The 24,958-nt window shown below is 40.9% G+C and carries 16 protein-coding genes; 11 read left to right on the top strand and 5 right to left on the bottom strand.

Features of this window, described 5'->3' with window-relative positions; genetic code table 11:
- Positions 1–652 precede the first annotated feature (652 nt).
- The 3 genes from IQ274_RS29585 (at position 653) to IQ274_RS29575 (ending at position 4,446) form a co-directional block, all read left to right on the top strand.
- Positions 653–2,068, top strand: a complete 1,416-nt coding sequence (locus IQ274_RS29585) for an ammonium transporter (protein ID WP_416209855.1) — start codon at positions 653–655, stop codon at positions 2,066–2,068.
- A 171-nt stretch (positions 2,069–2,239) separates the two neighbouring features.
- Positions 2,240–3,106, top strand: a complete 867-nt coding sequence (locus IQ274_RS29580) for an SGNH/GDSL hydrolase family protein (RefSeq protein ID WP_194144345.1) — start codon at positions 2,240–2,242, stop codon at positions 3,104–3,106.
- Positions 3,107–3,237: 131 nt separating this feature from the next.
- Complete coding sequence (locus IQ274_RS29575) at positions 3,238–4,446, top strand: 4-hydroxy-3-methylbut-2-enyl diphosphate reductase (protein WP_163929586.1); 1,209 nt, start codon at positions 3,238–3,240, stop codon at positions 4,444–4,446.
- 397 nt (positions 4,447–4,843) lie between these two features.
- On the opposite strand, the gene IQ274_RS29570 is transcribed toward IQ274_RS29575, so the two are convergent.
- The gene (locus IQ274_RS29570; RefSeq protein WP_163929587.1) at positions 4,844–5,065 is read right to left on the bottom strand and encodes a hypothetical protein; all 222 of its coding nucleotides are present in this window, start codon (positions 5,063–5,065) and stop codon (positions 4,844–4,846) included.
- A 100-nt stretch (positions 5,066–5,165) separates the two neighbouring features.
- On the opposite strand from IQ274_RS29570, the gene cbiE reads away from it, so the two are divergent.
- A complete protein-coding gene (gene cbiE / locus IQ274_RS29565; RefSeq protein ID WP_194144344.1) occupies positions 5,166–6,374 on the top strand; it encodes a precorrin-6y C5,15-methyltransferase (decarboxylating) subunit CbiE in 1,209 nt (402 codons plus the stop codon).
- 370 nt (positions 6,375–6,744) lie between these two features.
- A complete protein-coding gene (locus IQ274_RS29560; RefSeq protein ID WP_194144343.1) occupies positions 6,745–7,005 on the top strand; it encodes a hypothetical protein in 261 nt (86 codons plus the stop codon).
- Positions 7,006–7,122: 117 nt separating this feature from the next.
- On the opposite strand, the gene IQ274_RS29555 is transcribed toward IQ274_RS29560, so the two are convergent.
- Positions 7,123–12,801 carry an alpha-2-macroglobulin family protein gene (locus tag IQ274_RS29555; protein ID WP_194144348.1) on the bottom strand — a complete coding sequence of 1,893 codons (5,679 nt, stop codon included), beginning with the start codon at positions 12,799–12,801 and terminating at the stop codon, positions 7,123–7,125.
- Between the two features lie 535 nt (positions 12,802–13,336).
- On the opposite strand from IQ274_RS29555, the gene pbpC reads away from it, so the two are divergent.
- The gene (gene pbpC, locus IQ274_RS29550) at positions 13,337–15,688 is read left to right on the top strand and encodes a penicillin-binding protein 1C (protein ID WP_194144342.1); all 2,352 of its coding nucleotides are present in this window, start codon (positions 13,337–13,339) and stop codon (positions 15,686–15,688) included.
- A gap of 208 nt (positions 15,689–15,896) precedes the next feature.
- On the opposite strand, the gene IQ274_RS29545 is transcribed toward pbpC, so the two are convergent.
- Positions 15,897–17,501 (bottom strand): sensor histidine kinase, encoded by a 1,605-nt coding sequence (locus tag IQ274_RS29545; protein ID WP_194144341.1) that lies wholly within the window; start codon positions 17,499–17,501, stop codon positions 15,897–15,899.
- 586 nt (positions 17,502–18,087) lie between these two features.
- Between IQ274_RS29545 and IQ274_RS29540 the strand changes: the two genes are divergently transcribed.
- On the top strand, positions 18,088–18,873 hold the full coding sequence (locus IQ274_RS29540; protein ID WP_194144340.1) for a red chlorophyll catabolite reductase: 786 nt from the start codon (positions 18,088–18,090) through the stop codon (positions 18,871–18,873).
- Positions 18,874–19,014: 141 nt separating this feature from the next.
- Here the strand turns inward: IQ274_RS29540 and IQ274_RS29535 are convergent, their stop codons facing one another.
- Positions 19,015–20,031 carry an NmrA family NAD(P)-binding protein gene (locus IQ274_RS29535; RefSeq protein ID WP_228058435.1) on the bottom strand — a complete coding sequence of 339 codons (1,017 nt, stop codon included), beginning with the start codon at positions 20,029–20,031 and terminating at the stop codon, positions 19,015–19,017.
- 105 nt (positions 20,032–20,136) lie between these two features.
- On the opposite strand from IQ274_RS29535, the gene IQ274_RS29530 reads away from it, so the two are divergent.
- The 3 genes from IQ274_RS29530 (at position 20,137) to IQ274_RS29520 (ending at position 23,557) form a co-directional block, all read left to right on the top strand.
- On the top strand, positions 20,137–20,892 hold the full coding sequence (locus IQ274_RS29530; protein ID WP_194144339.1) for a red chlorophyll catabolite reductase: 756 nt from the start codon (positions 20,137–20,139) through the stop codon (positions 20,890–20,892).
- An 85-nt stretch (positions 20,893–20,977) separates the two neighbouring features.
- Complete coding sequence (locus IQ274_RS29525) at positions 20,978–22,015, top strand: nitrilase-related carbon-nitrogen hydrolase (protein WP_194144338.1); 1,038 nt, start codon at positions 20,978–20,980, stop codon at positions 22,013–22,015.
- Between the two features lie 123 nt (positions 22,016–22,138).
- Entirely contained in the window at positions 22,139–23,557 is a 1,419-nt protein-coding gene (locus IQ274_RS29520) for an aldehyde dehydrogenase family protein (RefSeq protein WP_194144337.1), read from the top strand.
- A gap of 296 nt (positions 23,558–23,853) precedes the next feature.
- Here the strand turns inward: IQ274_RS29520 and purN are convergent, their stop codons facing one another.
- The gene (gene purN / locus IQ274_RS29515) at positions 23,854–24,507 is read right to left on the bottom strand and encodes a phosphoribosylglycinamide formyltransferase (protein ID WP_194144336.1); all 654 of its coding nucleotides are present in this window, start codon (positions 24,505–24,507) and stop codon (positions 23,854–23,856) included.
- A gap of 97 nt (positions 24,508–24,604) precedes the next feature.
- Here purN and IQ274_RS29510 point away from each other — a divergent pair, with 97 nt between their 5' ends.
- Positions 24,605–24,763 carry a hypothetical protein gene (locus tag IQ274_RS29510; protein WP_228058434.1) on the top strand — a complete coding sequence of 53 codons (159 nt, stop codon included), beginning with the start codon at positions 24,605–24,607 and terminating at the stop codon, positions 24,761–24,763.
- The last annotated feature ends 195 nt before the right edge of the window (positions 24,764–24,958 follow it).

Here is a 24,958-nt window from a genome sequence, read left to right as displayed (position 1 = left end):
AATGCTGAGACACTCTATCCGACTGGTCATACATTATCTTAAGTATGGTTCAGTGCCGCTCACGATGTGAGGTACAAGTTTTATTCCAGCGATCGCCTGATTCATATTTTGATTCAGCAACGCCAAAATTATTTATACATTTGTTTGGATAGCACATCTGTGCTATCTGGAGATGGGATGTTTCTTTTGCTGGAATCCCCTAAACACATAATAAGCTGACCAAAAATCGCCAAGGTTTTTTAATAACCAGCCGAAGATAAGCAAGAATCTGTATACTCCCGCGTAAATGCGTAGAGATAAAGAGAATTCATGATAAATTTGTACAAATTTTCTAAAAATTGATAATAATTATCAATTTTTAGAAGTATCTTGTTTTGTAACAGTAAGTAACTAAAAATTTGGAGTTTTGTAGCGCTTGCATAAAATGCTATCCTGCACAAAAAGATGCAATCATTGCATCGTTACACTCTTGTTTCCATTTTGGCAACTACAATCCGGATTATATTTTTGTTAACATTTCCACAAAATTAAAGTTAAGTAACTTTTAAGACAAAAATGTGTAGCTAAAAGTAATCAAATGTAGTTAAGGATACAAATCGTTGGTGCTTAGGAAGAAAAAGAAGTGTTGAAGAAAATTGTGATGATTGGGGCTATGACCCTACTGTTTTTGGCAGGGCCGCTAATGGGCAATGCTTTTGCCCAAACACCAGCTGCTGCTCCACCTGCTGCTGATACTGGAGATACGGCATTTATGCTGATTTCAGCAGCACTCGTACTGTTAATGACACCAGGATTGGCATTCTTCTATGGTGGATTTGTGCGATCGCGCAATATCCTAAACACATTGATGATGAGCTTTGTCTTGATGGCGATCGTGGGAGTTACCTGGATTCTCTGGGGTTATAGTCTTTCTTTCGCACCAGGGTTGCCTTTCATCGGTGGATTGCAATGGTTTGGGTTGAACGGTGTCGGTTTAGAGACTCAAGGCTACTTGCCGCACCTGCCTTATGAAGATGCGCTCAAAGCAGCAGATCCCAAATATGCTGATGTAGTCTCTTATGCCGGAACAATTCCCCACCAGGCATTCACGATTTATCAAGCCATGTTTGCCATTATTACCCCAGCTTTAATTTCCGGGGCGCTCGTTGAGCGGATGAGTTTCCGCGCCTATTCGCTGTTTGTACTGCTGTGGTCAACCTTCGTTTACGCCCCCCTAGCCCACATGGTATGGGCGAAAGGTGGATTCTTGGGTTTATATGGTGGATTAGGTGCTTTGGACTTTGCAGGTGGCACAGTAGTTCATATTAGTTCGGGTATTTCTGCTCTGGTAGCAGCGATCGTTCTTGGCCCTCGGAAAACCCATCCCGATCGTCTTAGTCCGCCGCACAACGTTCCTTTCATCTTGCTGGGTGCTGGCTTGCTATGGTTTGGTTGGTTCGGTTTCAACGCTGGGAGTGCCCTAACTGTTGCTAGTGGAACTTCTGGGGACTTAACAACAAATTTAGCAACAACAGCCTTTGTTGCCACCAATACGTCGGCGGCGGCAGCGACTTTAATGTGGCTAATTTTGGAAGCAGTTTTACGGGGTAAACCCACAGCCGTGGGAGCAGCTACAGGAGCCGTTGCTGGTTTAGTAGGTATCACTCCCGCCGCCGGATTTGTGACACCCCTATCAGCGATTTTAATTGGTTTCATTACCGCCTTTGTTTGCTTCTATGCTGTAAGTTTCAAGCACAAGCTGCAAATTGACGATGCTTTAGATACCTATCCTGTACATGGCGTTGGTGGTACAGTGGGGGCAATTTTAACAGCCATCTTTGCCACGACTCAAGTCAACGGCGGAGGTAAAGACGGAGTGCTGCGTGGTAATTTTGGTGAATTGGGAGTTGAACTAATAGCAATTGCCATTGCTTACGCGATCGCAGGTGTTGGTACGTGGATTATTCTCAAGGTTATCGATGCTACAGTTGGACTGCGTGTTAAAGAAGAAGCAGAATTGCAAGGTATGGATATCAACGAACACGGCGAAGAAGGTTACAATTCCGAGTTTGGCGATCGTCCGACTTAGTTAGTAGGAAATGGGAATTGGGAATTGGGAATTGGGCATTAGTTATTTCCCCTTTGCTCCCTCTGCTCCCTGCCCTCTGCCTCCCATTGCCCACTCCCGAATTTAAGATTGTGTAATTTGCGATCGCTAGCGTTAAAATTTGATTCAAATAATTGGTAAATTTCGCTAGTCGTGTCTACTTCTGCAAAAACCTTTCCTATCTGGGCATTTTTCTCGCTGTTAACCAACGGCATCCTAATGTTGGCGGTCATTCTGCTAATTTGGCAACAGCAGAAATTGGCCGCTTTTTTTGGGATAGTAACATCCCCAGAACAAATTAACCTGAACAACTCAACCCAAATTGCTACACCTGATTTGGGTCGCCGTCATCAACTCACTTATCAGGAGTGGGTAGAAATTCTCAAGCAAGAAGCCAAGGTCGCTGCTGACCAACGTCCTCCGCATTTAACTATCCTGGCGGGAGATTCTCTGAGTTTATGGTTTCCCCCTGAGTTATTACCCGAAGGTAAAACTTGGCTCAATCAAGGGATTTCTGGCGAAACCAGTAATGGACTCTTAAACAGGTTGAAAATATTTGACCGCAGCAAACCAGAAGTCATTTTTGTGATGATTGGCATTAATGACCTAATTCGGGGGGTGAGCAACGAGGAAATTTTAGATAATCAGCGGCAAATTATCAATTACCTCCGAAAGAGGCATCCCACCGCGCAAATTGTTGTGCAATCGATTTTGCCACATGGGGCAGAGGAAGCAACCTGGAAAGGACGAGATAAACTTCTGGCTGTTGCCAATAGTCGCATTCAGGGGTTGAATCAGCAACTGCAAAGCATATCTAGCAAAAAAGGTGTCAAATATCTTGATTTATATCCCCTGTTTACTAACAAGCAAGGAAATCTACGCCGCGAATTTACTACTGATGGCTTACATTTAAGTCCCGAAGGGTATATAGTTTGGCGTTCTGCATTGCAGATTTATAGCGAAATCGAATTAAAATCCCAGCAAGAAGAAGAGGGGAAAAGGTTAAAGGGTAAAGGGTAAAGGTATTAAATCCTTTTACCTCTTATCCTTTTCCCTTTCCCCCTCTCTGATAATATTTTTGAATACAACTGTGTATAAATCTCGTCTGGGCACGAGAAAATAAAAAATAGTGGTTGAAGTAGACAAATCTAATGGATACAAAAGCTTTTAAGCGCAGTCTGCAACATTCAGAAAATTACAATCGCAAGGGTTTTGGTCATCAAGCAGAAGTTGCCACCCAGTTGCAATCTGAATATCAGAGTAACTTGATTCAAGAAATTCGCGATCGCAATTACATCCTGCAACGGGGTGATGTTACCATCCGGCTAGCACAAGCCTTTGGTTTTTGCTGGGGTGTAGAACGGGCTGTGGCCATGGCCTACGAAACTCGTCAGCATTTTCCCACAGAACACATCTGGATTACTAACGAGATTATCCACAACCCTTCTGTAAATCAGCGAATGCAGGAGATGGAAGTAGAATTCATCCCTATTGAAGGAAAGAATAAAGACTTTTCTGTTGTTGGCACTGGTGATGTAGTGATACTACCCGCTTTTGGGGCTAGCGTTCAAGAAATGCAGATCCTTCACGAGAAAGGCTGCAAAATTGTTGATACAACTTGTCCTTGGGTATCTAAAGTTTGGAATACAGTAGAAAAGCACAAAAAAATAGATTATACATCAATAATTCACGGTAAATATAAGCACGAAGAAACAGTCGCTACTAGTTCCTTTGCTGGCAAATATTTGATTGTGTTGAATTTACAAGAAGCACAATATGTTGCTGACTATATTCTCAATGGTGGGAATCGTGAAGAATTTCTGACAAAATTTGCTAAAGCTTGTTCAACAGGATTTGACCCCGATCGTGATTTAGAAAGAGTTGGCATTGCTAACCAAACTACGATGCTTAAAGATGAAACTGAGCAAATCGGGAAGCTTTTTGAGCGGACTATGTTGCAGAAGTATGGCCCCATAGAGTTAAATCAGCATTTCCAAAGCTTCAATACTATCTGTGATGCTACCCAAGAACGGCAAGATGCAATGTTGGAATTGGTGGAACATAAATTAGATTTGATGGTAGTAATTGGTGGGTTTAATTCATCGAATACTACTCAATTGCAACAAATTGCTTTTGAGCGAGGAATACCTTCTTATCACATTGATACTGTTGAGCGGATTCAATCAGGAGATTCCATAGAACATCGGCAATTAAATGGGCAGTTAATAACTACAGAAAACTGGTTGCCAGATGGAGAAATTGTTGTGGGAATCACTTCTGGTGCTTCTACACCAGATAAGGTAGTAGAAGATGTGATTGAGAAGATTTTTGCTGTGAAAGCAACAGCCGCACTGGTTTAACAGTGATTACTTATCAAGGAAGAAAGTTCGTAGTCAAGACTTTAGTGCTGAAAAATCAGGACTAAAGTCCTTACTACAAACCCTCAAAACTAGCTTGACAAAGTACTAATGTTTACTGTTCACTATTTAAAAAATTTGTGAAAAATGAAGGCAGCAATATTCTTATTCAATCAGTGCCTCATACTCATCATGTGAACCAATCCAGATCCAGTAATAATCCTCGCTGTTCTTAATTGCTAGTGCGCGATATCCACCACTAATCCTGACTGACCACAAATCATTTCCAACTTTTTTGAAATGTAAAGACGGATAAAATTGATTATTAATCCAAAGACGATACGCCTTTCTAGCTTGCTCTTAAGCTTCAGGTGAAAGTACAGCATAAGAGCGCCAAAAATCAGGGGTTGTTAAGGATTTCATCTAACGGTTTTACCTGATTAGCTTCAATATCTGCCTTTGCATGCTGGATTAACTGATCCAATTTACCAGATTTTGCATCTACTTCAATTTGCTTGTCCCAGGCATCATTGAGATATTCTTGAAGCCAGTTTGATAAATCCCGCATTTCACCTTCAGACAATTGCATAATAGCAGCTTCTATTTCTGGGAGTGAGTTCATCTTGCTATCCTCAATCCAGCACTATGAACTATATCCTACCAAAATTGACGCAATAATTCAGAATTAGAATTAGCGTCAAATCTTAGTTATTAATATTAACATGACACAGAAATGGCTTTCTATCGTCGGCATTGGAGAAGATGGGTTACAGGGGTTAAGCGCGATCGCTCGTTCTCTAGTCGATCAAGCTAAAGTAATCGTCGGAGGCGATCGCCATTTGGCAATGCTGCCTACAGATGACCAACGTGACAAACTAGTCTGGACATCTCCCATTAGCGTATCTGTAGAAGAAATCATCCAGCGTCGGGGTCAGTCAATCTGCGTACTCGCAAGCGGCGATCCGATGTGTTACGGCATTGGTGTCACCTTGATGCGGCGAATTCCCATTTCTGAAATGACGATTATCCCCGCACCTTCAGCCTTTAGCCTCGCCTGTGCCAGGGTGGGATGGTCTTTAACTGAGGTAGAAACCTTAAGTTTGAATGGTCGTCCATCCTCCCTACTCCAGTCTTACATTTACCCAAAAGCGCGACTATTGATTTTGAGCGAAGGGAAGGACACGCCCGCCATTGTTGCGAAAATTTTGACAAATCGTGGCTATGGTGGCAGCAAAATTACCGTCTTGGAGCGTATGGGCGGCAATCATGAAAGAATTGTGGAAGGTACAGCTGTATCTTGGAGTGAGACTGAAATTGCGGCTTTGAATGCGATCGCAGTTTATTGTATTGCTGATGCTGGGGTTATTCCTTTACCAAGATTACCAGGATTGCCAGATAACGCCTACCACCACGATGGACAGTTAACAAAGCGTGAAGTTAGGGCAATCACTCTAGCAGCTTTGGCTCCCACACCGGGAGCGTTGTTATGGGATGTTGGCGCGGGTTGTGGCTCAATTTCCATCGAATGGATGCGGAGTAATGCTCGGTGTCGAGCGATCGCGATCGAACAAAATTCTTCTAGACTACTATATATTGCCGATAATGCCGCTACTCTCGGTACTCCAAATCTGCAAATCATTGAAGGTAAAGTGCCCCATGCACTGAAAGATTTGCCAGTACCAGATGCGATTTTTATTGGTGGTGGAGTGACAGCAACGGGACTTTTTGATGTTTGTTGGGAAGCACTACGAACGGGTGGACGTTTGGTGGCAAATGTGGTGACAGTAGAGGGTGAGCAAACTTTATTTCAATGGCATGAACGAGTCGGTGGCGATTTAACTCGTATTGCCATCCAACGAGCGGAACCTATTGGTAAATTTTTGGGCTGGCGGGCAATGGCACCTGTAACGCAATGGGTAGTTGTAAAATAATAAAATTTGTTTGTATAACATCTGAAAATGTGCCAGCTAAATCCTAATACGGTTCAGTTAGGGTTAAAACTGTTTTTTTGAACGTAGATGCCGCAAACTATCCCAGAGGACACAGAGAGAAGGGAAAAATGTTTAATCTAGACCCACTGATTGCAACGCTATTAACAGAACCTGGTATAGTCTACACTTAATGTCCATGATTGAAAAAGCTTACTATAATCGCAGCTAATAAATAGCTACTTGCTATATACTTGATTTTGTGTTCCCTTTTAGATTGGCTCATCGTTCACGATAATCCCGGCAATTTCTTCATTGAAGCCATCTTTGTTGTGATTATCGTTGGTAAAAGTCACTTATTGGGGGTGAAATAATGGACGAGACTAATCTTGACGACAAAAACAAATTTCTTTACCCTCGTAGTCGCTATTACGGTCAAGTTAAGCCAGAGAATTTAGTATTTAATGCCAACCTTCAAGAATTTGCTCAAAAAGTTGGCTACATTACCAATCTAGAAACATCTGGAAAGATTGAGCCAGAAGATGCTTACAAACAAATTAAAGAACTTTGGAAACAGTTGAAGCGCAGTAAAAAAGCATTGTTCATTGATGAGGAACCCTCAGAGAAATCCTGAAATTAATCCCATTCCAGGCAATTGTGGTTTCCAGTAAATAAGGACGACATTTGATTGTACTTAATTGCAGTAAAAGTTTTGCCTAGGCGTAGCTCAACCTAGGCATTCTCATACTTACTACTTCGCATCCTCCAATATCAATGTAGACTCAGCAGTACGCCCAAATTCTTCTGGTGCATATTGCAGGTGAACTTCTGCACCAGGCCAAGAAAATGTCCCTGGGGTGACAGAACGGACTAAGTAATGCAGGCTATAAACTCCTGGTTCCAGGTGGTCAGCATAGGCGATAATGCGATCGCGGTAGATATTTCTAAAGCCAAGTTCCCAATTATCGGCTTTTGCTTGTAATGCAGCCGTGGTAGTTTGAAAACTTGCATCCACCGCCTCAAAACCTGCTGGTAGCGGATCTTTAATTACTATATGATCCACGGGGCGATCGGCGATGATTTCTAAACCAATATCAAACACCTGTCCAGAAGCTAAAGTCAAGGGTTTATCGAAAGCGTAAATCCCCGTTTTTTGTAAAACTTTCTTTTCATTTACTTGACTAAGTTCTCGCGTTATGCGTAAACCGTTAAATCTGCCTGGTTGATTTCCTTGCAAGCGATAATTATAAGCAACCAGATAGTGTAAAGTGCCATTACCTGCTTTTTGCAGCGTTAAATCATTACGACCACGAGGTAATAGATTCATCGGCACAATTAGTTGTAAGCTAGGATTTTTGTAACCTTCAAAGCGATTTTCTCCTAACTTATTACCAGCTAATTGCACAGTGGCAACAAAATTAGGGGGTGTGGGTTGCAGTTGACTATAATCTACCAAAGCTGTTAAGGCTTGGGCATTATTATAGTTAGTTTGCCATGTGCCGTCCCGGCGCAGTGCGAGAAGACTTTGGAATAACTTATCTATAACTTCGGGTTTACTTTTCTTGGCAATAAATAAGCGTAAAGCTTGCGCTTGCGTCGTTGTAGATGAACTCATCCATCCCCAACTGCTGGGTAAACTCACAACTGCTGTGCGGCCAGTTTCATAGATATTCTGTTGCAGCTTGTTTACTAATTGTTGAGATTCATCTTGCCATTCTGGGAATTGAGATAAATATCGCGCTAGTTTAATTTGAGTTACTAAATCAAAATTATTATGCTGTTCGTAAATATCTGCGAGAAAAGTGTTGCGTTTATCTCCTAAATCTCCTAGGGCGATTAAAGCATTAATTTGCAGTTGCCTTTTACAGAGTAATTGTTTGCAAAAATCATATTCTCCAGGATTCGCTAGAACTTTTTGCAGATAAGTTTTGAGGCGAGATAGCATTCCAGAGTCAACTAAATTAGGGAACACCTGACTGGCTTTAGCCAAAGATTCACCTGCATAAGCAGAAACCCAAGGGTCGGATTTTTCCTGTCCGGGGAAAGCAGCAAAACCACCATCGGCTATTTGGAGTTTTTGTAATTGTTCGATTGCTAAATTAGCTTGTTGGCTAGGATTAAATTCTGCAAAAGTTTGACCATATTTTTGGGTGATAGTTTGCAAATTGGCCGCAATCATTAATTGACTTGCAGCAGGTTCTGTAAACGGCAAATCATTATCTTTTAAAACCTGCTTTGCTGGTGCTTGCATCTCCGGTATCAAAGTACTCGCTAACTGAATATCTAAACCTCCTGCATCAGGGAAGGTATTTTTATCAACATTCAGGGGAATTTTCACCTGTTTTTCGGTGACACCAGTTTCAACGACTTGTTCGGTAATTTCAATTGGCTTAATTTCCAAAGGTACTTCAAAAGCATCTGCGGCTGTACCATTTAGCTGAGTGGTAAAGCGAACCTTAGCAACTCCGACGCTATCCGCCAGCATTGGAAAACGATAAGCGTGAGTTGCAGATTCGGTTTTGGTTTGCAAAGCAGTAGTTGTGGGGTTTTTGTCAGCAAACTTCACATTGCCGCTAAGTTCGCCATTAATTGAGAGATTTCCTGTATTCCCGGTGTTGTTGGTGACGGATAAACCAGCGAGAATGCGATCGCCTGGACGTGCAAATTGTGGCAAGATGGCATTAGTTAGCAGTGGCTTGGTGGTGATAAACGTCGCGTCCCCATTCCCGAAACGCAGATTTCCATCGGTAGCGACAGCCATTACTCGCCATGTAGTTAAGTCATCCGGGAGTTTAAAAGTTATCTGTGCATTACCATTTGCATCGGTAAGAACAGAAGCGTTGTAGTAAGCTAAGGCTTTAAAATCGGTGCGAGTGCGAGTATTAGCTGCACCAGTTGAGAAACCACCACCATAACCCCAACCTTTCGGTTTAGCTACATCTTGCGGTTGTAATATAACATCCGCGCGATTATCGTTAAAGCGGATAGATATTGTCTGTTCTGCATAAACTGTATCCACCAAATCTGGCGGACGATAACCAGAAAGTTGTAACACCGCTTCATTTACCACCATGACTGTAAACTGTCCTTTGGTGGGATTACCTTGATTATCCTTCAGTTCTAGTTGTACTGTTTCTTCTGCACCAGGTTCTAATGATGCTTGCACTGGTTTAACTTGCAGTTTTAAATACTTATCTTCTAAGTTAACTTTAAAAGGTGTAAAACCAATCTTCACCAAGTTATCTAAAGTTCCTACTTCCACTTGGCTAATGGGTTTACCTTGCCTTACTAATACAGCTTCAATGGCTGCATTTGGCAGCATTTCTGGTGTAACTTGAAACTGAATTTGTGGTGCGCTTCCTTGAACTTTGGTAATTTGTTGATAAAGGGGTTTGTCTTTAATCACCGCAAAGTACAATTCTGCATCTGGATAAGGAGATTGAATTAGTACAGTAGCAGTTTCACCAGGTTTAAACTCTTGTTTATCTAATTTAAGTTCTAAGACATCTTTTTCTTTCGAACCCCAAAATACTGGGTTTTGTCCAGTTGCCCAAATTTGTAAATCTGTGGCGCTTAATTCGGATTTTGCATCACTAAAATTCACTCTAATCCGGTATGAACCAGATTCCGGTGCTGTCAAACTTACCGATTGGGGATTGCTAGCAGATGTAATTTCTGCTTGTCCGACTGTTTTATATTCAACTTGATTTTTTGCCGTTCGGCTACCTTCAACTAATTGAGTGACACTGCTATATTTAATCTCTTGTAATTCCAGTAGCACTCGTTGACCTGTTATCGGTTTTCCTGTAGGGTCAGTAACAACTACATCAATAGGAAAAGCCTTACCAGCATTAGTAATAAAATTAGTTTTTAACCCAATTAGACGATTGCTTGGTAAGGCTGTAAAAGTTTTGGAATTCGCTACAGACAGATTAGAAACATCTGCAACTTGTACATCTACTTGGTAAGTCATGGGATATGGCAAATCTTTAGCCACACTAACCGTTTGACTACTTTTACCATTAGCATCTAGTTGGGTATTATTTTGCAACACATCACTAGAGATACTAGGAGATTCTTCTGGCCATAACCACTGCCGACCAAAAGTAAATTCGTCCCAACCTTTGGGAATAAAATTAGCCTGTTGACGAGTAATAAAGTATTTTGCTTCTCCACCTTCTACAGGCGCACCAAATAAATAATTACTGGTAGCATTAATATTAACTTTATCGTCAATGTAAGCAAATTCTTTATCTAAGTTAAGTTCGACTTTAAAATTTGGTGGCTTAAACTCAGCCACTCGAAATTCCCCAGAAAGTTCTTGTCCATTCTTACCCTTAGCCTGGATTGTATGGTAGCCTAAGCGCTGGGTAGTTTTGATTGGCAATTCCAGAGCAAATGTACCAAATTCGTTTGTAGTTTGCGTACCTAAGTTGGTCTTTTGCCCATCAGGATTTACTAAAGTTAATTGGTAAACGGCATTTTTATCTTGTTGAATTGTGCCATTTTGCAAGAAGCCAGCAAAACCAGTAAACCAAGCTTTTTCACCTGGTTGATATAACTGTCTGTCTGAGAAAATTACCCCGCGTGATTCTGGCTTACTATCTTGCCAACCTGCATCAATGCCGTAACCATAAACACCGCTATATTCTTCAGTTCTAGCGAATGCCCAATCTTGGCTTTCACGGGCAATTACTAATAATTGTGGTGATTTACTAGAACTTTCATTCCCAGAATAACATTGCTGTAATTCTTCACGAACAATTCTAAAAATTCCATTTTCATCAGTTTTACCAGTTGCACAAGGTACTGGTTCTGGGCGAGATTTTGCTTGTAATTTTGATTGATAAATTTCCACAGCCGCCGCTTGAACTGGCGAACCATCTGTCAAATGATTGACGCGAATTAAGCCTGAATCAGGGAACCACTGAGTAAATACGCCCAAATTCGTCAATTCAACCATGCCATAAGTGGTAGGTTCTCGCCACAGTTCTTTACCATTCTCCTGATATTTATTAGTACGGGCTTGCACTCCATAAGCTAACATTCCTGTAGCTGCACTTATTTTTTCCCGCAGAGGAACAGCAATATCGACTGATTCATTCTTCTTACCCGATACCTTAAAGCTTTGCCAATCAGAAGGTTGTGGTAATAAATCACTACTATTATTAAAATAAACTAAATCTGTCGGTTTAACTGCTCGATAAGCTGCTTTATATTTAGATTCTGGAAGATTTCCGGTAGTAATATTTAGCTGTAAATTTTTATCTGTGGGGAAAATATTCAAATCTGATGGCACCCAGATATCCCCGGCTAAATCTCCAGTATCATATTTAAGCGTGATGGGTTTACCTAAAGTCTGACCAAACTTATCTTTGAGATTTCCGTCGATAGTGATTGTATAATTTTTAGCTGGTTCTAGCGCATAAGGATTGATACCAACAATTTTATCTTCATCATTTATTTGGATGATTCTCGAAATGTCTTTTGGTGCTGGATTAATGGTGATACTTTCTTTGGCTGAATCTGGCAGTAAGACATTATTAAATTCTAGCTGGGGACTGCCTTTAATAAATCGTCCAAAAGTTCCACCTGAATCTGGCTGTCCGTAAAAGTTGATTTTCTGGAATGCTAAAGGTGAATAAGTTACTAACTTACTGGCAAATTCTTTCTCTGTAGAGAGATTGCCATAAGCAGGACGTATTCCGGGAGAAAAGACTAGGCGATAAGGAGTTGCCTTTTCGAGGTTTTGCTGTGGAATGAGATTATAAATCCAATTGCGGGCTGAAGGGTCAAATTTTTCTAAAGGATCTTCTTCATTTTTTACTAGTTTTTCTTCTTTATTTAATTCGACTTTGAAGCCTACACCCTTATTTTTTCCTTCAGGAATTAACTGTAATTTTTCTTGTACAGAAGCTAAATTTAATTCTACGTTAGAAGTAAACTGTAGCTTTGGTTGTAAATCAATGGGTTCAATATCAGCCTTCTCAATGGGATTGACACCGGGTAAATTAGTCAGGTTGATAGATTCGGTATTGAAAGTCCAAGGTAAATCTTTATCTAAGCGATGATTTTTTAAATCAGCTAAACCTGCTTTGAGAGTGACTTGAAATCTTGTCGCTATTGGCAATGCTTTCTCAGCTTGAAAACCTACCATACGCGGTGTTAAAAAGCGAAATTGGCCGGGTAAAGGCGGCCAAAGGGCAAATTTTTCTAATATTTTCTGTTGTTCTGGACTATCAAGATTTTCAACTGGAATTAAAGCTTCTTTAAAACGGATGCGAATTTGGTTGAGAGGTTTTGCATCGCCAATAGGACTAATTTGTTCAATCCAGTCTGGTAATTTTGGTGGTGTAAGTGAGGATACTGCTGGGAGTTGTTCTTTACTTGAGTTGATACCAAAAAAATTACACCCTGTCATTGCTAGCATGAATGTAAAGAGAAGAATAAACTGTATTTTTCTCTTCTGGCGTGGGGAACGGCTAATTTTTTTTAACGTAGACGCTTCTCTACGAGACGCTACGCGAACGGCTTGCCGCAGGCTACCGCCAAGAACGCCAAGGACGCTAAGGAAGAAATAGACAATTTTATAGTGCAAACGGAGTAAAAATCTGATAATCATATTTTTAGTAATTCAAAATAAAAAAATCACAAGTTATAGCGAACAAAATTTTACACGCCTTATTGAGTTGGCAATGCCAAGACAAATAAAGGATGCTATATGACTATTTTTTACCTAGGGTTTGGATTTAACTATGTTTATTTACATAGATAACTAATCCTGTGTGATTGTTCCTATAAATTACTACAATTCTTAACTATGAATCAGTATTTAACTTCTGCAAATATTAATTTACATCTACTAAGTGATTTCAAATAAATTATTAAGGATTTGACATATTTACTGATATCGATGTAATTGCTGCGTCAAAATTAAAGTAGGTTTTCTTGACAGGGATTCCCTGATGAAACTAATTTTACGATCGCTACTCCAAATTAAGCACAGTAGCAAATTTATCCTAGCTGTGCTGGTAATCTGCCTGCTTATACGCTTATTACCGTATTTTGCACCCGTTCGGGCCGCAGATATTGCCCAAAATCAACTGGCAATGCAATTTAGCGATCGCAATGGTTTACCATTAGGAACATTACTCACCCGTGACCAAGAACATACATCAGTCGTCGCACTAAGTCAGGTTTCGCCCCAGTTTATCCATGCTATTTTAGCCGCCGAGGATGGCAGCTTTTACCATCACGGCGCGTTGGATATGAAAGCTGTTATCCGCGCCAGCAAAGAAGCCATCCACGCGAAACGAATTGTTTCCGGCGCTTCCACTATTACTATGCAATTATCGCGGATGTTAGATCCCGTCCCCCGCAGCTTTTCTGGTAAACTGCAAGAGATTTGGCTATCTTGGCGGTTAACAGCAGGGATGAATAAAGATGAAATTCTTTCTGCATATATTAATCGGCTACCAATGGGCGGGAATATATATGGTGTAGAAGCAGCCGCACAGACTTATTTTTCTATCCCAGCGAGTGAGTTAAATCTTGCTCAAGCCAGCTTGTTGGCCGCTATCCCCAATAATCCCACATACTTTAACCCTTACGAACATTGGGAACGGTTAAAGCAGCGACAAAAATACGTCCTTAATCGTATGGTAGAGGAAAAATATATAAGTGGTGCGATCGCAGACCGAACACAAACCGAAAAAGTTGTGTTTCAATCTCGCCCACGGGGAATTATCGCCGCACCACACTTTTTATTTTGGTTAGCGAATCAAATGCCCGCCCTTGAAAAGCAAGACCGGGTGGATAAATCCGTTATTCGCACAACTATAAATCGCCCTTTACAGCAGTTTGTGGAAGCACAGGTGCAGCAGGTAATTTCTTCCCTAGCGGCTAACAATGTCCATGATGCCGCTGCGTTGGTGATTGACAACCACACTGGTGAAGTTTTGGCTTATGTCGGTTCACCTGATTACTTTAATCAAGCAAAACTAGGACGCAATGATGGAGTGCAAGCGCTACGTCAACCTGGTTCTACCCTCAAGCCTTTTGTCTATGAATTAGCTTTAGAAAAAGGTTTAATTCGCCCAAATACCATTTTGGCAGATGTCCCCGCCCGTTATGCAATTCCTGGTGCGAGACTTTATAGCCCAACCGATTACACCGAACGCTTTCTTGGCCCTGTGCGGGTGCGAATCGCTTTAGCAAATTCGTTGAATGTACCCGCAGTAAGGGTGTTAGAAAAAGTAGGTGTGGAGACTTTCTTAGAACGATTGCATCAACTGGGGTTTGAAAATCTCAATCAAACCCCAGAACATTACGGTTTAGGGTTAACTCTCGGTAGCGGCGAAGTCAGTTTATGGGAATTAGCCCGTGCTTACGTTACTATGGCACGACTTGGAGAGTCTATCCCAATAGTCAGCACATTTTCTGATTCTCCGATACCAAATCCAAGTTGCGCTGAAAGCGCACCAAATATGCGATGTAACAGCCAAAATTCAACGACGATATGGCAATTAATTACTAATATCCTCAGTGATAATCATGCTCGTGCCACAGCATTTGGTGTCAACTCTGTGTTAAATTTACCCTTTCCTGTTGCCGTTAAAACTGGCACTTCTTCCAATTTTCGTGATACTTGGACAGTTGGCTTCACTACCGATTACACCGTCGCTACTTGGGTAGGCAATTTCAACGGTGAACCGATGCGACAAGTTTCAGGTGTGACAGGCGCTGCACCCTTGTGGAATCGGATTATGCTGCACCTGCACGAACATCAAGAACCAGCAGCTTTTCCGCCTCCAGAAGGTTTAGTGCAATTACCTATTTGTGCAATTTCGGGATTACGACCAACACCAGATTGTACCTCAGTGGTGCAAGAATATTTCTATCCAGAAGATAAAATTGCCTACGAAGGTGACAATCAATTTAACTTACCACCAGAGTATAACGAGTGGTTGGCAAAACAACAGCAATCGAGTCTTGTTTCTACTAATTTGAGAATTTTGTCTCCACATCATGGCGATTTATTTCTAGTGTATCCAGGTGAAGAAACGAAGCAAAAACTCGAATTTAAGCTAGTGGGAAATAAATCTGTACCTGTGGAATGGTGGCTAAATGGGGAAAAATTAGATACAAATTCAGCTAATTCTTTATTTTGGAATTTACGCCCTGGGAAGTGGGATTTGGAAGCGAGAAGCGGTGAAATGACTGATAAGGTAAGTTTTAAGGTGGAATTAGCTAATATTAAACCTACTCGTCGAGGATTTTCTATCAGTAATTATCAGGTCAAAGGAAATCGCCCATAATTAAATAGTAATGCCTTACCTGGCTAGAAGGCATTGATTAAAAAAGGCAGGAATTACCTGCCTAGTTCCGTTAAACGGTTTGATGAGTGAATTATTGCAGAGCGTATTGACAAAAACATTGCAAGATTATGTCAAAGATATGACTATAAATTAATACGCTTGGGTTAGCCCTAAAAACCTAGAAAATTCCAAATGAGTTTATATTTACTTACTGCATCTGCTTGATGGGAATCTCAATTACAAATTCTGTACCCTTCCCAGGTGCAGAAATGCAGTTGATTTTTCCCTTATGCTTCTCTACTATAATTTGGTAACTAATAGATAATCCTAAGCCAGTACCTTTACCTACAGGTTTAGTAGTAAAAAAAGGGTCAAACAATCTAGCCTTAACTTTCTCTGGTATTCCTATCCCATTGTCTTTAATACTAATAATTACAAAATTTTCATTTTTAACTTTAGTATGGATAATAATAGAATTCAGATGTTTTTTAACATCTTTTTTTAAATACTCTTCTTGCTGTTCACATAAAGCATCAATAGCATTACTTAAAATATTCATAAATACCTGATTTAATCCTCCTGCATAACATTCAATAAGAGGCAGATTTCCATAATTTTTAATTATTGCAATTTCTTGCTGTTTATGACTTTCTTTAAGGCGATGTTCTAAAATTAATAGCGTGCTATTAATTCCTTCATGAATATCAACAGGTTTCATTTCTGCTTCATCAAGGCGTGAGAAGTTCCGCAAAGTTAACACAATCTCACAAATGCGCTCAGTACCAACTTCTATTGAGGATAATATTTTTGGCATATCATCAATAATAAACTCTAAATCTATCTCATCAATCAGAGTATTTATTTCTGGATTGTAATTACAATTATCTTGTTTATACAGCTTAATTAAAGTTAGTAATTGCTGACTATATTCTTTAAGATGTATCAGATTACCATGAATAAAATTAACTGGATTATTGATTTCATGAGCAACACCAGCAACTAACTGGCCTAATGAGGACATTTTTTCAGTTTGAATAAGTTGTACTTGAGTGTATTGTAATTCTTGTAGTGTCTGTTCAAGTTGAATATTTTTGTGTTCTAATTTTGCCGTTCTCTCCGCCACTTGCATTTCCAATCTACAATTTGTTTCTTCTAAGGCGGCTTGAGCATTTTTTTTATCTTTTAAGTATTGCTGCAATAAATTCAATACCAAAAGCCATGCTGGAATCAGTAGTGCTAAACTTATAACAGATTCTAAAACTGCCCAAAATATTCTTTTATAATATTCATCAACCTTCTGCTGTAACTGAAGTAAGATATTACGATTTCTTTTGGCAACACCCTCAGCATAAATGTGTTTCTGAGTTTGATATTCTCGGCTAGAAAGTAGTAGTTGTGCTGTCTCTTTTTGATTTTTGTTAACTAACTCAAAAGATTTATATTCCATTGCGACCAAAAGCTGATTAGCAACATCAATTTTTTGGGCATCCTCATTTTGATATGCTTTAGGAGCCAGTTTGATAGATTCTTTAATAGCAATATCGAGTTTAGGCTCAAATTGGCGATATCGTTTTTCCCAGATAGAGTTTCCTGTAGCAGCATTCATCCGGGCTGACATCGTTAATACTTCATCAAGATAAGTAATTTCATCACTCAGCGTTTGTAGTTTAAATTCATGTTTAATAATACTATTGAAGTTATAATATACTTGCCAGTTTAGCCAAATTTGAGGAATAAACAAGATTAATGTCAACAGGACTGTTACAGTTATTAGTTGAGAAGAAACAAATCTCAGTTTGTAAGGCAGGCGCATTTTTATATTGTTTTTTTAGATCATAATTGTGTGTTAACTAAAATTAGCACTTCCTATAAGCCTTTTTTTCAGTATTAATACCGAATAAATAGTTGGAAAAACTTTTCCAGGCAACATTAATAGACTATTAAAATGATGTATTAACCAAAATTTAAAATCATTTTCTAGCTAATTATGTAAAATAGATCCTAATAACTTTGCTTTTAAAAAATGTTTAATTGTTAGAATTACTATTGGGTTTTTGAACATAATTATGTATCTTAGAGTGTGTTTAAATAGAGTTTTTAACGCATTATTATCGAGGCTTGGGTGTGCTACGATATAGTTAATACACCCTATATATCTTGTCAACAATAAAACCAGATTCCTATATATATCTTTAAAAAGATTCATCTAAATTAAGTAGCTAAATAAAGAATCATCGGCTGATACAGATTGCTGCAATAGCTTTATAATGCTTTAGTTGATGGGCTTTTTATCACAGTCTTGAATTCGATGAATATGTTACTTGATATGGGTAACTAGCTAGATGCCAAAAAGTATCAAACTAAATATAAAGTTTATAGAAAAACCGCAAACTCAAACTATGACTCAGCAACCAAGCGATTTAGACAATAAGGTTGTATTTGAAAAGTTGTGGGGAATTACAAAAGAACTCCACCAAAAACTAGAGGCTCGTTTCCAGTTACATCCAGACCCTTCTGTAGAAGATTTACAGCAATACAGCAGTCTTGATGGCAATATGAAGGGTTCACTGACTGCTTTTTCTGGGGAAGAAATTGACTGGCTAGTGCATTCGTGGTTGGGAAACCCGGAAAAATCTAACTTTAGCACTATGCGTCTCACCACTTGGTTGAAGGCACATATTCAGGTTCCTCATTTAGCTTTTGAGTTTGGCACGCTTCCAAATGGAAATATTTTCTTTTATATAGATTACATTGCCCGAACTGAGCTTTTAACCGATTTGGCATATCTTGATCGCTACTATGAGCCAGTTAATCAAACATTTTTAAAGTTGCAAGACGATTCGCGCTTAAAGGCATTTACTAGCAAAAGCGCCTATATTCGCTTATTTCAATCGCCTGCTAGCTTGTGCTACACCAGCGCACCCACCTTGGACACCCTCGAACTGATTCGCACACTTGCACACGAAACCCTCGATCGCTGGCTAACCTGGGTAGATGCAGCTGAACCAGTGTCAGAAGATGCACGGGAAGCTTTGGCGGCTCGTGATTTGGCGCTGCGCCGTAGCAGTGCTGAACGCGATCCAGGTAATAAATTTGCCGCACAGATGTTTGGTTTTGAGTTGACAGATAAACTTGTGCGATCGCTCTGGGGAGGTGTAGGCGTAGACGACCCTAAGCATGGTTAAAAAAATTTGGACACAGCAGGGCAGATAATATTGATAATCTCAACTCATTCCGGGACTTGGCACTGCAAGTTACCTATCGCCTAGGTTAATCAGTTGCTCTGAGCAACTGGTTAAAGGTAAGCAAACTTTTGCCACAGTGTACTAATGCGATCGCAGACTCTCATAGGTGAGTTCCGCATTTGACCAGTTGGTTTCTGCCAAAAATTCACTAAATGTGGTCAGAAGTCCAGGAAACTCTTCTTCTCGTAAACGCCAGACATCGGCTTGATAACCTTGCTTGCGATACCACTGAATCAAATCGAACAGTTCTTTTTGCAGCAAGAGTAAGAAAATCCAAGCAGGTATCTCTTTATGGACAACTTTTATCCCTTGCGCTTGAGAGAATGCCTCTGCCATTTGCTTTGGAGTCAGCACATCACCAGCTAGCTCAATTTCTTGGCCAATATACTTGGTAGGATGTTTAATTACGTAGGCAGCAACGCGGCCCATGTCCTTCGTTGTAATTAGATGAAGGAGTTTATCTGGCTGAATTGAAAACGGAAAACTACCTTTGAGTATGGAAGGTCGCGTGTACTTCTTCCAAAACTCCTCCATAAACAAGCAGGCTCGCAACATAGTAGTCGGTAAGCCCGCTTCTTTGAGAATTTTCTCTACTTGATACTTTTGCTCAATGCGAGGGATTCCTGAATTCCTATCCGCCCCACCTGCGGAATTGTAGACAAAGTGCTTAATTTCAGCTTGTTTGGCAGCTTTTGCAACTCGCTTGGCTCTCTCCACCTCTAGCGGGTCAATTTTAGTAGAGTCCGCAGAAGTGGCGTGGCAGTAAACAGCCGAAATTCCTGCAAAGGCTGCCATGAGAGAATTTTCATCGTCGAGGTTGGCTTTTACCAGTTCAACTCCGGCATTGTTGAGCTTTGCAAGAGTTGGACGATTAAGGTCAATTTCTCTAGTGATAACTTGCAGGTTGGTAACTCCCTGTTCGAGAAATCCTTTGACGACATTTCCACCTGTGCCGCCAGTAACTCCGATGAGTAAAACTTTATCGGTGTTTGACTCTGTGCGATCGCGGAAATTTGACATTCTCTCTTCTACCCGAAGTTCTTGATTTAAATTAAGTTTATCCAAAGACAGAAGAAGCAAACAATAATTCCACACCATTTACAGTTGTTCTGGCTCAGTGAAAGAATTCTGGCAGAAGTTAGATGCTGGCTTTTTGCTTTTACATTATGTTTGTTTGCATTCTGATCTAAAAGGGTACAAACAGTGATTGAGCAGCAAATTAATGTAGACAATACAGCCTTATTTGAGCAGTTGTGGGGTTGGACAAATGAACTCCGTGAGAAAATAGACGCTCGTTTTGAATTACATTCAGATCCGTCTACCGAGAACTTTAAAAAATACTCTGCCTTGATTGGAGAAGCACACGGCTCACTCAATACCTTCTCTGGCCCAGAAATTGATTGGCTTGTGCATTCATGGTTGCGCGAACCTAAATCTGGCTTTTGCAATATGCACCTAACTGTTTGGCTCAAGTCCCAGATTCGTGTTCCTCATTTGGCTATTGTCTTTGCCACGGTTCCAGAACTGTTCTTTTTTATAGATTACGTCCCTCGCACCGATCTATTCACTGACCTCGACTATTTGGATCGTTACTACGAACCTGTGAACCAGACATATCTGGCGTTCCTGAAAGATTCACGTTTTCAGCAGTATATTAGCAAAACGCTGTATATCCGTCAGGTACAATCTCATACTAGTTTGTGTTACACCAGTCCAGTCACAGAAGAGACACTTGATCGTGTCCACACGGTAGCGCATGAGATGATAGATCGTTGGCTAGGTTGGGTAGATGAAGCTGAACCAGTAGCGGAATCAGAACGGGATGCTTTATCTGAGCGTGACTTATTTGTGCGCCGTACTGTTGCAGAACGCGATCCAGACAACCAAATTGCTGTGCGGCTATTTGGGGCAGAAATGACCGATAAACTTGTACGATCGCTCTGGGGTGGCGATCGCTAAATTGGTCATTTGTCAGTTGTCATTTGTCCTTTGCTAATGACCAATGACTAATGACCAATGACTAATAACCAATGACTAATAACCAATGACGACAACTAATCCAGAATCATTCCGGGCCTTGGCACTCCAAGTTACCTGTCATGCAGTCAACCAAGCAACCGATCGCCACGAAGCGCGATCGCTCATGCAAAACTCCATTAACCGCCTAGCTCAACAAATTGCTGCCAGTATCGCTTTCATTGGCTTTGATTGTCGTTTAATTGTACTGCCAGAATATTTCCTTACTGGTTTTCCAATGGGAGATAGTCTCGCAGGATGGGCAGAAAAAGCCTGTATAGAAATGGCTGGTGCTGAGTATGAGGCGCTGGGTAAAATTGCCCAAAAACATAAAATATTCTTAGCTGGTAATGCCTACGAAGTTGATCCCAACTTTCCTGGATTGTACTTCCAAACCTGTTTTATTCTTGACCCCTTTGGCTCAATCGTCTTGCGGTATCGGCGGCTAAATTCTTTATTTGCTCCCACTCCCCATGATGTTTGGGATAAATATCTTGACTGTTATGGTTTAGAGGGAGTTTTCCCAGTAGCCAAAACTGCGATCGGTAATTTAGCAGCTTTAGCATCAGAAGAAATTTTGTATCCAGAAGTTGCAAGGTGTCTGGCGATGCGAGGAGCAGAGATTTTTGTTCATTCCACCTCGGAAGTATACAACAAAAACCTCACTCCCAAAGACGCGGCAAAAATCACTCGCGCCGTCGAAAACATGGCTTACGTAGTTTCAGCCAATACCGCAGGTATCGCTAATATTGCCATCCCCATAGCTTCTGCTGATGGTGGCTCTAAAATCATCGACCATCGCGGAATTGTTTTAGCCGAAACAGGTGCAGGCGAGAGCATGGCAGCATTTGCCGAGATTGATTTAGGAGCCTTACGCCGCGATCGCCGCCGACCAGGGTTACATAATTTACTTGCTCGTCAACGCTTTGAACTATACGCCGAAAGTTATCACCAATCACACTTTTACCCAGCTAATACTATGCTGGAGGGAGAAATAGACCGCAAACACTTTTTGCAAACCCAGCAAGCCACAATTGATCGGTTAGCCCAACTGGGGATAATTTGAATTGGGGAATGGGGAATGGGGAATGGGGAATGGGGAATAGGGAATGGGGAATGGGGAATGGGGAAGAAAAATTATTGATTAATGCCCAATGACCAATGACAAATGACAAATGACAAATGACAAATGACAAAACCAATAGAAGTCCGTAATCCCAGAACTGGCAAATTTGACTACGTAATTATCCCGCCACCCCCAAGGTTGCTGGCACAGCAATGCAAGCGATCGCGCCGGGCGCAAGTTAGCTGGCAAAAGCTGGGTTTAGAGGGGAGAATTGAAGCTTTACAGCAGTGGAAGGCAGCGATATTATCAGAGCGCGATCGCTTAACGGAAGCTCTGGTAAATGATACGGGAAGATTATCAACCTCAATATTAGAAATAGATTCCTTCCTCTCTAGCATTGATCGGTGGTGCAGGTTAGCACCAGAATTGCTGCAAGACTCTGCAAAAAACACAGCAATTCCATTTATCGCCTTGCAACAAACTTCCGTTCCTTACCCTCTAGTGGGGATAATTAGCCCGTGGAATTTTCCTCTGTTGCTGTCAACTATTGATACCATTCCGGCATTGTTGGCGGGTTGTGCCGTCATTGTCAAACCGAGTGAAATCGCTCCCCGCTTCGTTGCACCACTGACAACAGCACTCAATGCTGTCCCTAAATTGCGCGATGTCTTAGCTTTTATTGAAGGAGCAGGCGCAACCGGATCTATTTTGATTGACAATGTAGACTTAGTATGCTTTACAGGTAGTGTCGCAACAGGGCGAAAAGTGGCAGAAGCGGCTGCGAAACGGTTTATTCCAGCTTTTTTGGAATTAGGGGGAAAAGATCCTGCGATCGTTTTAGAATCAGCCAACTTAGAATTAGCAACCTCAGCAATCTTGTGGGGTTCAGTCGTCAATACTGGACAGTCGTGCTTATCAATTGAGCGGATTTACGTTGCTGAATCCATATTTGAAAAGTTTTACCATCAATTAGTAGCCAAAGCACATCGCCTTGGGCTAGCCTACCCCACTGTTGAAAGTGGAGAAATTGGCCCCATCATCGCCGAAAGACAAGCCGCAATTATTAGCGATCATCTCCTAGATGCAGTAGAAAAGGGAGCAGTCATTCACTGCGGCGGCGTAATTGAAGACTTAGGTGGGGGTTGGTGGTGTCGTCCAACAGTGCTTACCCAAGTTAATCATTCCATGAAAGTGATGACCGAAGAGACTTTTGGCCCAATTATGCCAATAATGCCTTTTTCCACAGTTGAAGAAGCGGTATCTTTAGCAAATGATTCAATTTATGGATTAAGTGCTGCTGTTTTTGCCTCAGAAGCTGAAGCTTTAGAAATTGCCCAGCAGATAGAAGCAGGTGCTATTAGTATCAACGATGCTGCACTCACAGCCATCATGCACGAGGGAGAGAAAAACGCCTTTAAATTCTCCGGGATGGGAGGATCGCGCATGGGTGCAGCAGCACTGAAACGGTTCATGCGAAAAAAAGCTATTTTAATTAAAACTAATGCGACTAATGACCCTTGGTGGTTTGATAATGAATCATAAATACTGTGAACAACCAGGGATTAATACACGTTACGAAAACTTATAGACCACTACAGTTCCAATACTTCTCGGTTAAGGGGAAAAGGGGAAAGGGAAAAGGGAAAGAAAAAACCTTTAACCCAAACCCAGTACCCTTTACCCCAAACCCGATTCCGAGTTAAAAATGCTTAACCGAGAAGTATTGACTACAGTTCAGTTAAGCAATTTTTTCCTTCTCTTTCTTTTCTCTGTGTCGCGCCAGTTGCTACAAGTCGAGGAACCCGTCCACCGGACTGGCTCACCTCTTTGCGTCTACGTTAAAAAAATGACTTTGACGAAGAAGCTGCCAGAGCGATCGCTAATGGTAAAATTCGATGTTCTTGAATTTGAATCCTGGCGTGGAGGGTTTCTGCTGTATCATCCGGCAAAACTGGTACTGCGGCTTGCATCAAGATTGGGCCACTGTCCATTTCTAAACAAGCGATATGCGCTGTACAACCAGTGATTTTTACCCCAGATGCCAAAGCTTGTTCTACAGCATGGATTCCCTTGAAACTAGGTAACAAACTAGGATGGATATTAATAATTTTGTTAGGAAAGGCATCAATGAAAACTGATGTCAACAATCGCATCCAACCTGCCAAAATCACCCATTCCACATCGTAGTGCCGCAATGTCTGCACAATTTTCTCATCCAACTCTTCTCGGATTTTATAGTTGCGGTGATTCAATAAAACAGCTTCTACACCTCTATTGGCTGCTCTGACGGCTGCTTTCGCCGAGGGGTTATTGTAAATTAAAACTTGAATTTGAGCATTTAGCTGCCCATCTTGGATAGCTTGAGCAACTACATCAAAATTGCTGCCATTCCCAGAAGCCATAATTCCTAGTTTTAAGGGGGCGACTTGTTGGCGAACATCGCTAATACTGGGAGAAACCAAGCTCAGGGTAGAATCAGGGCGGAGGGTCATAACAGCTAAGAAGGAAAATTATAGATGCGAAAAATATATAATACGTACACTTTTGTGTAAAAGCGTAGCTTGTTTAATGCAAGGGGACGTATTAATATTGTTACCCAATGCATTGGCATTGTTACCCGATGCATTGGCATTGTCAACTGATGCATTAATATTGTTACTCAATGCATTGGCATTGTTTCCTGATGTATTGGCATTGTCAGCCGATGCATTAACATTGCAGGGTATTGCCAAATTTACTTTGCTATAAATTAATGAAATGCTCTACTAAGTCATGGTTGGATACTGATACAGTAGCTGCCTGGATTTTTCTTACATAAATAGATAAGATTTATACTTTAATTTTGCACTGTCTCTTTCCATGTTGCAATGTTTACAACGGGCTACGCCTATGCTTGATTAAATTTTGCTCATAACTAGTCCAATTGATATAGGTGATATTCTA

This window comes from Nostoc sp. LEGE 12447 (assembly GCF_015206985.1).
GTDB lineage: Bacteria > Cyanobacteriota > Cyanobacteriia > Cyanobacteriales > Nostocaceae > Nostoc.
This window is presented reverse-complemented; position numbering and strand designations above follow the sequence as displayed.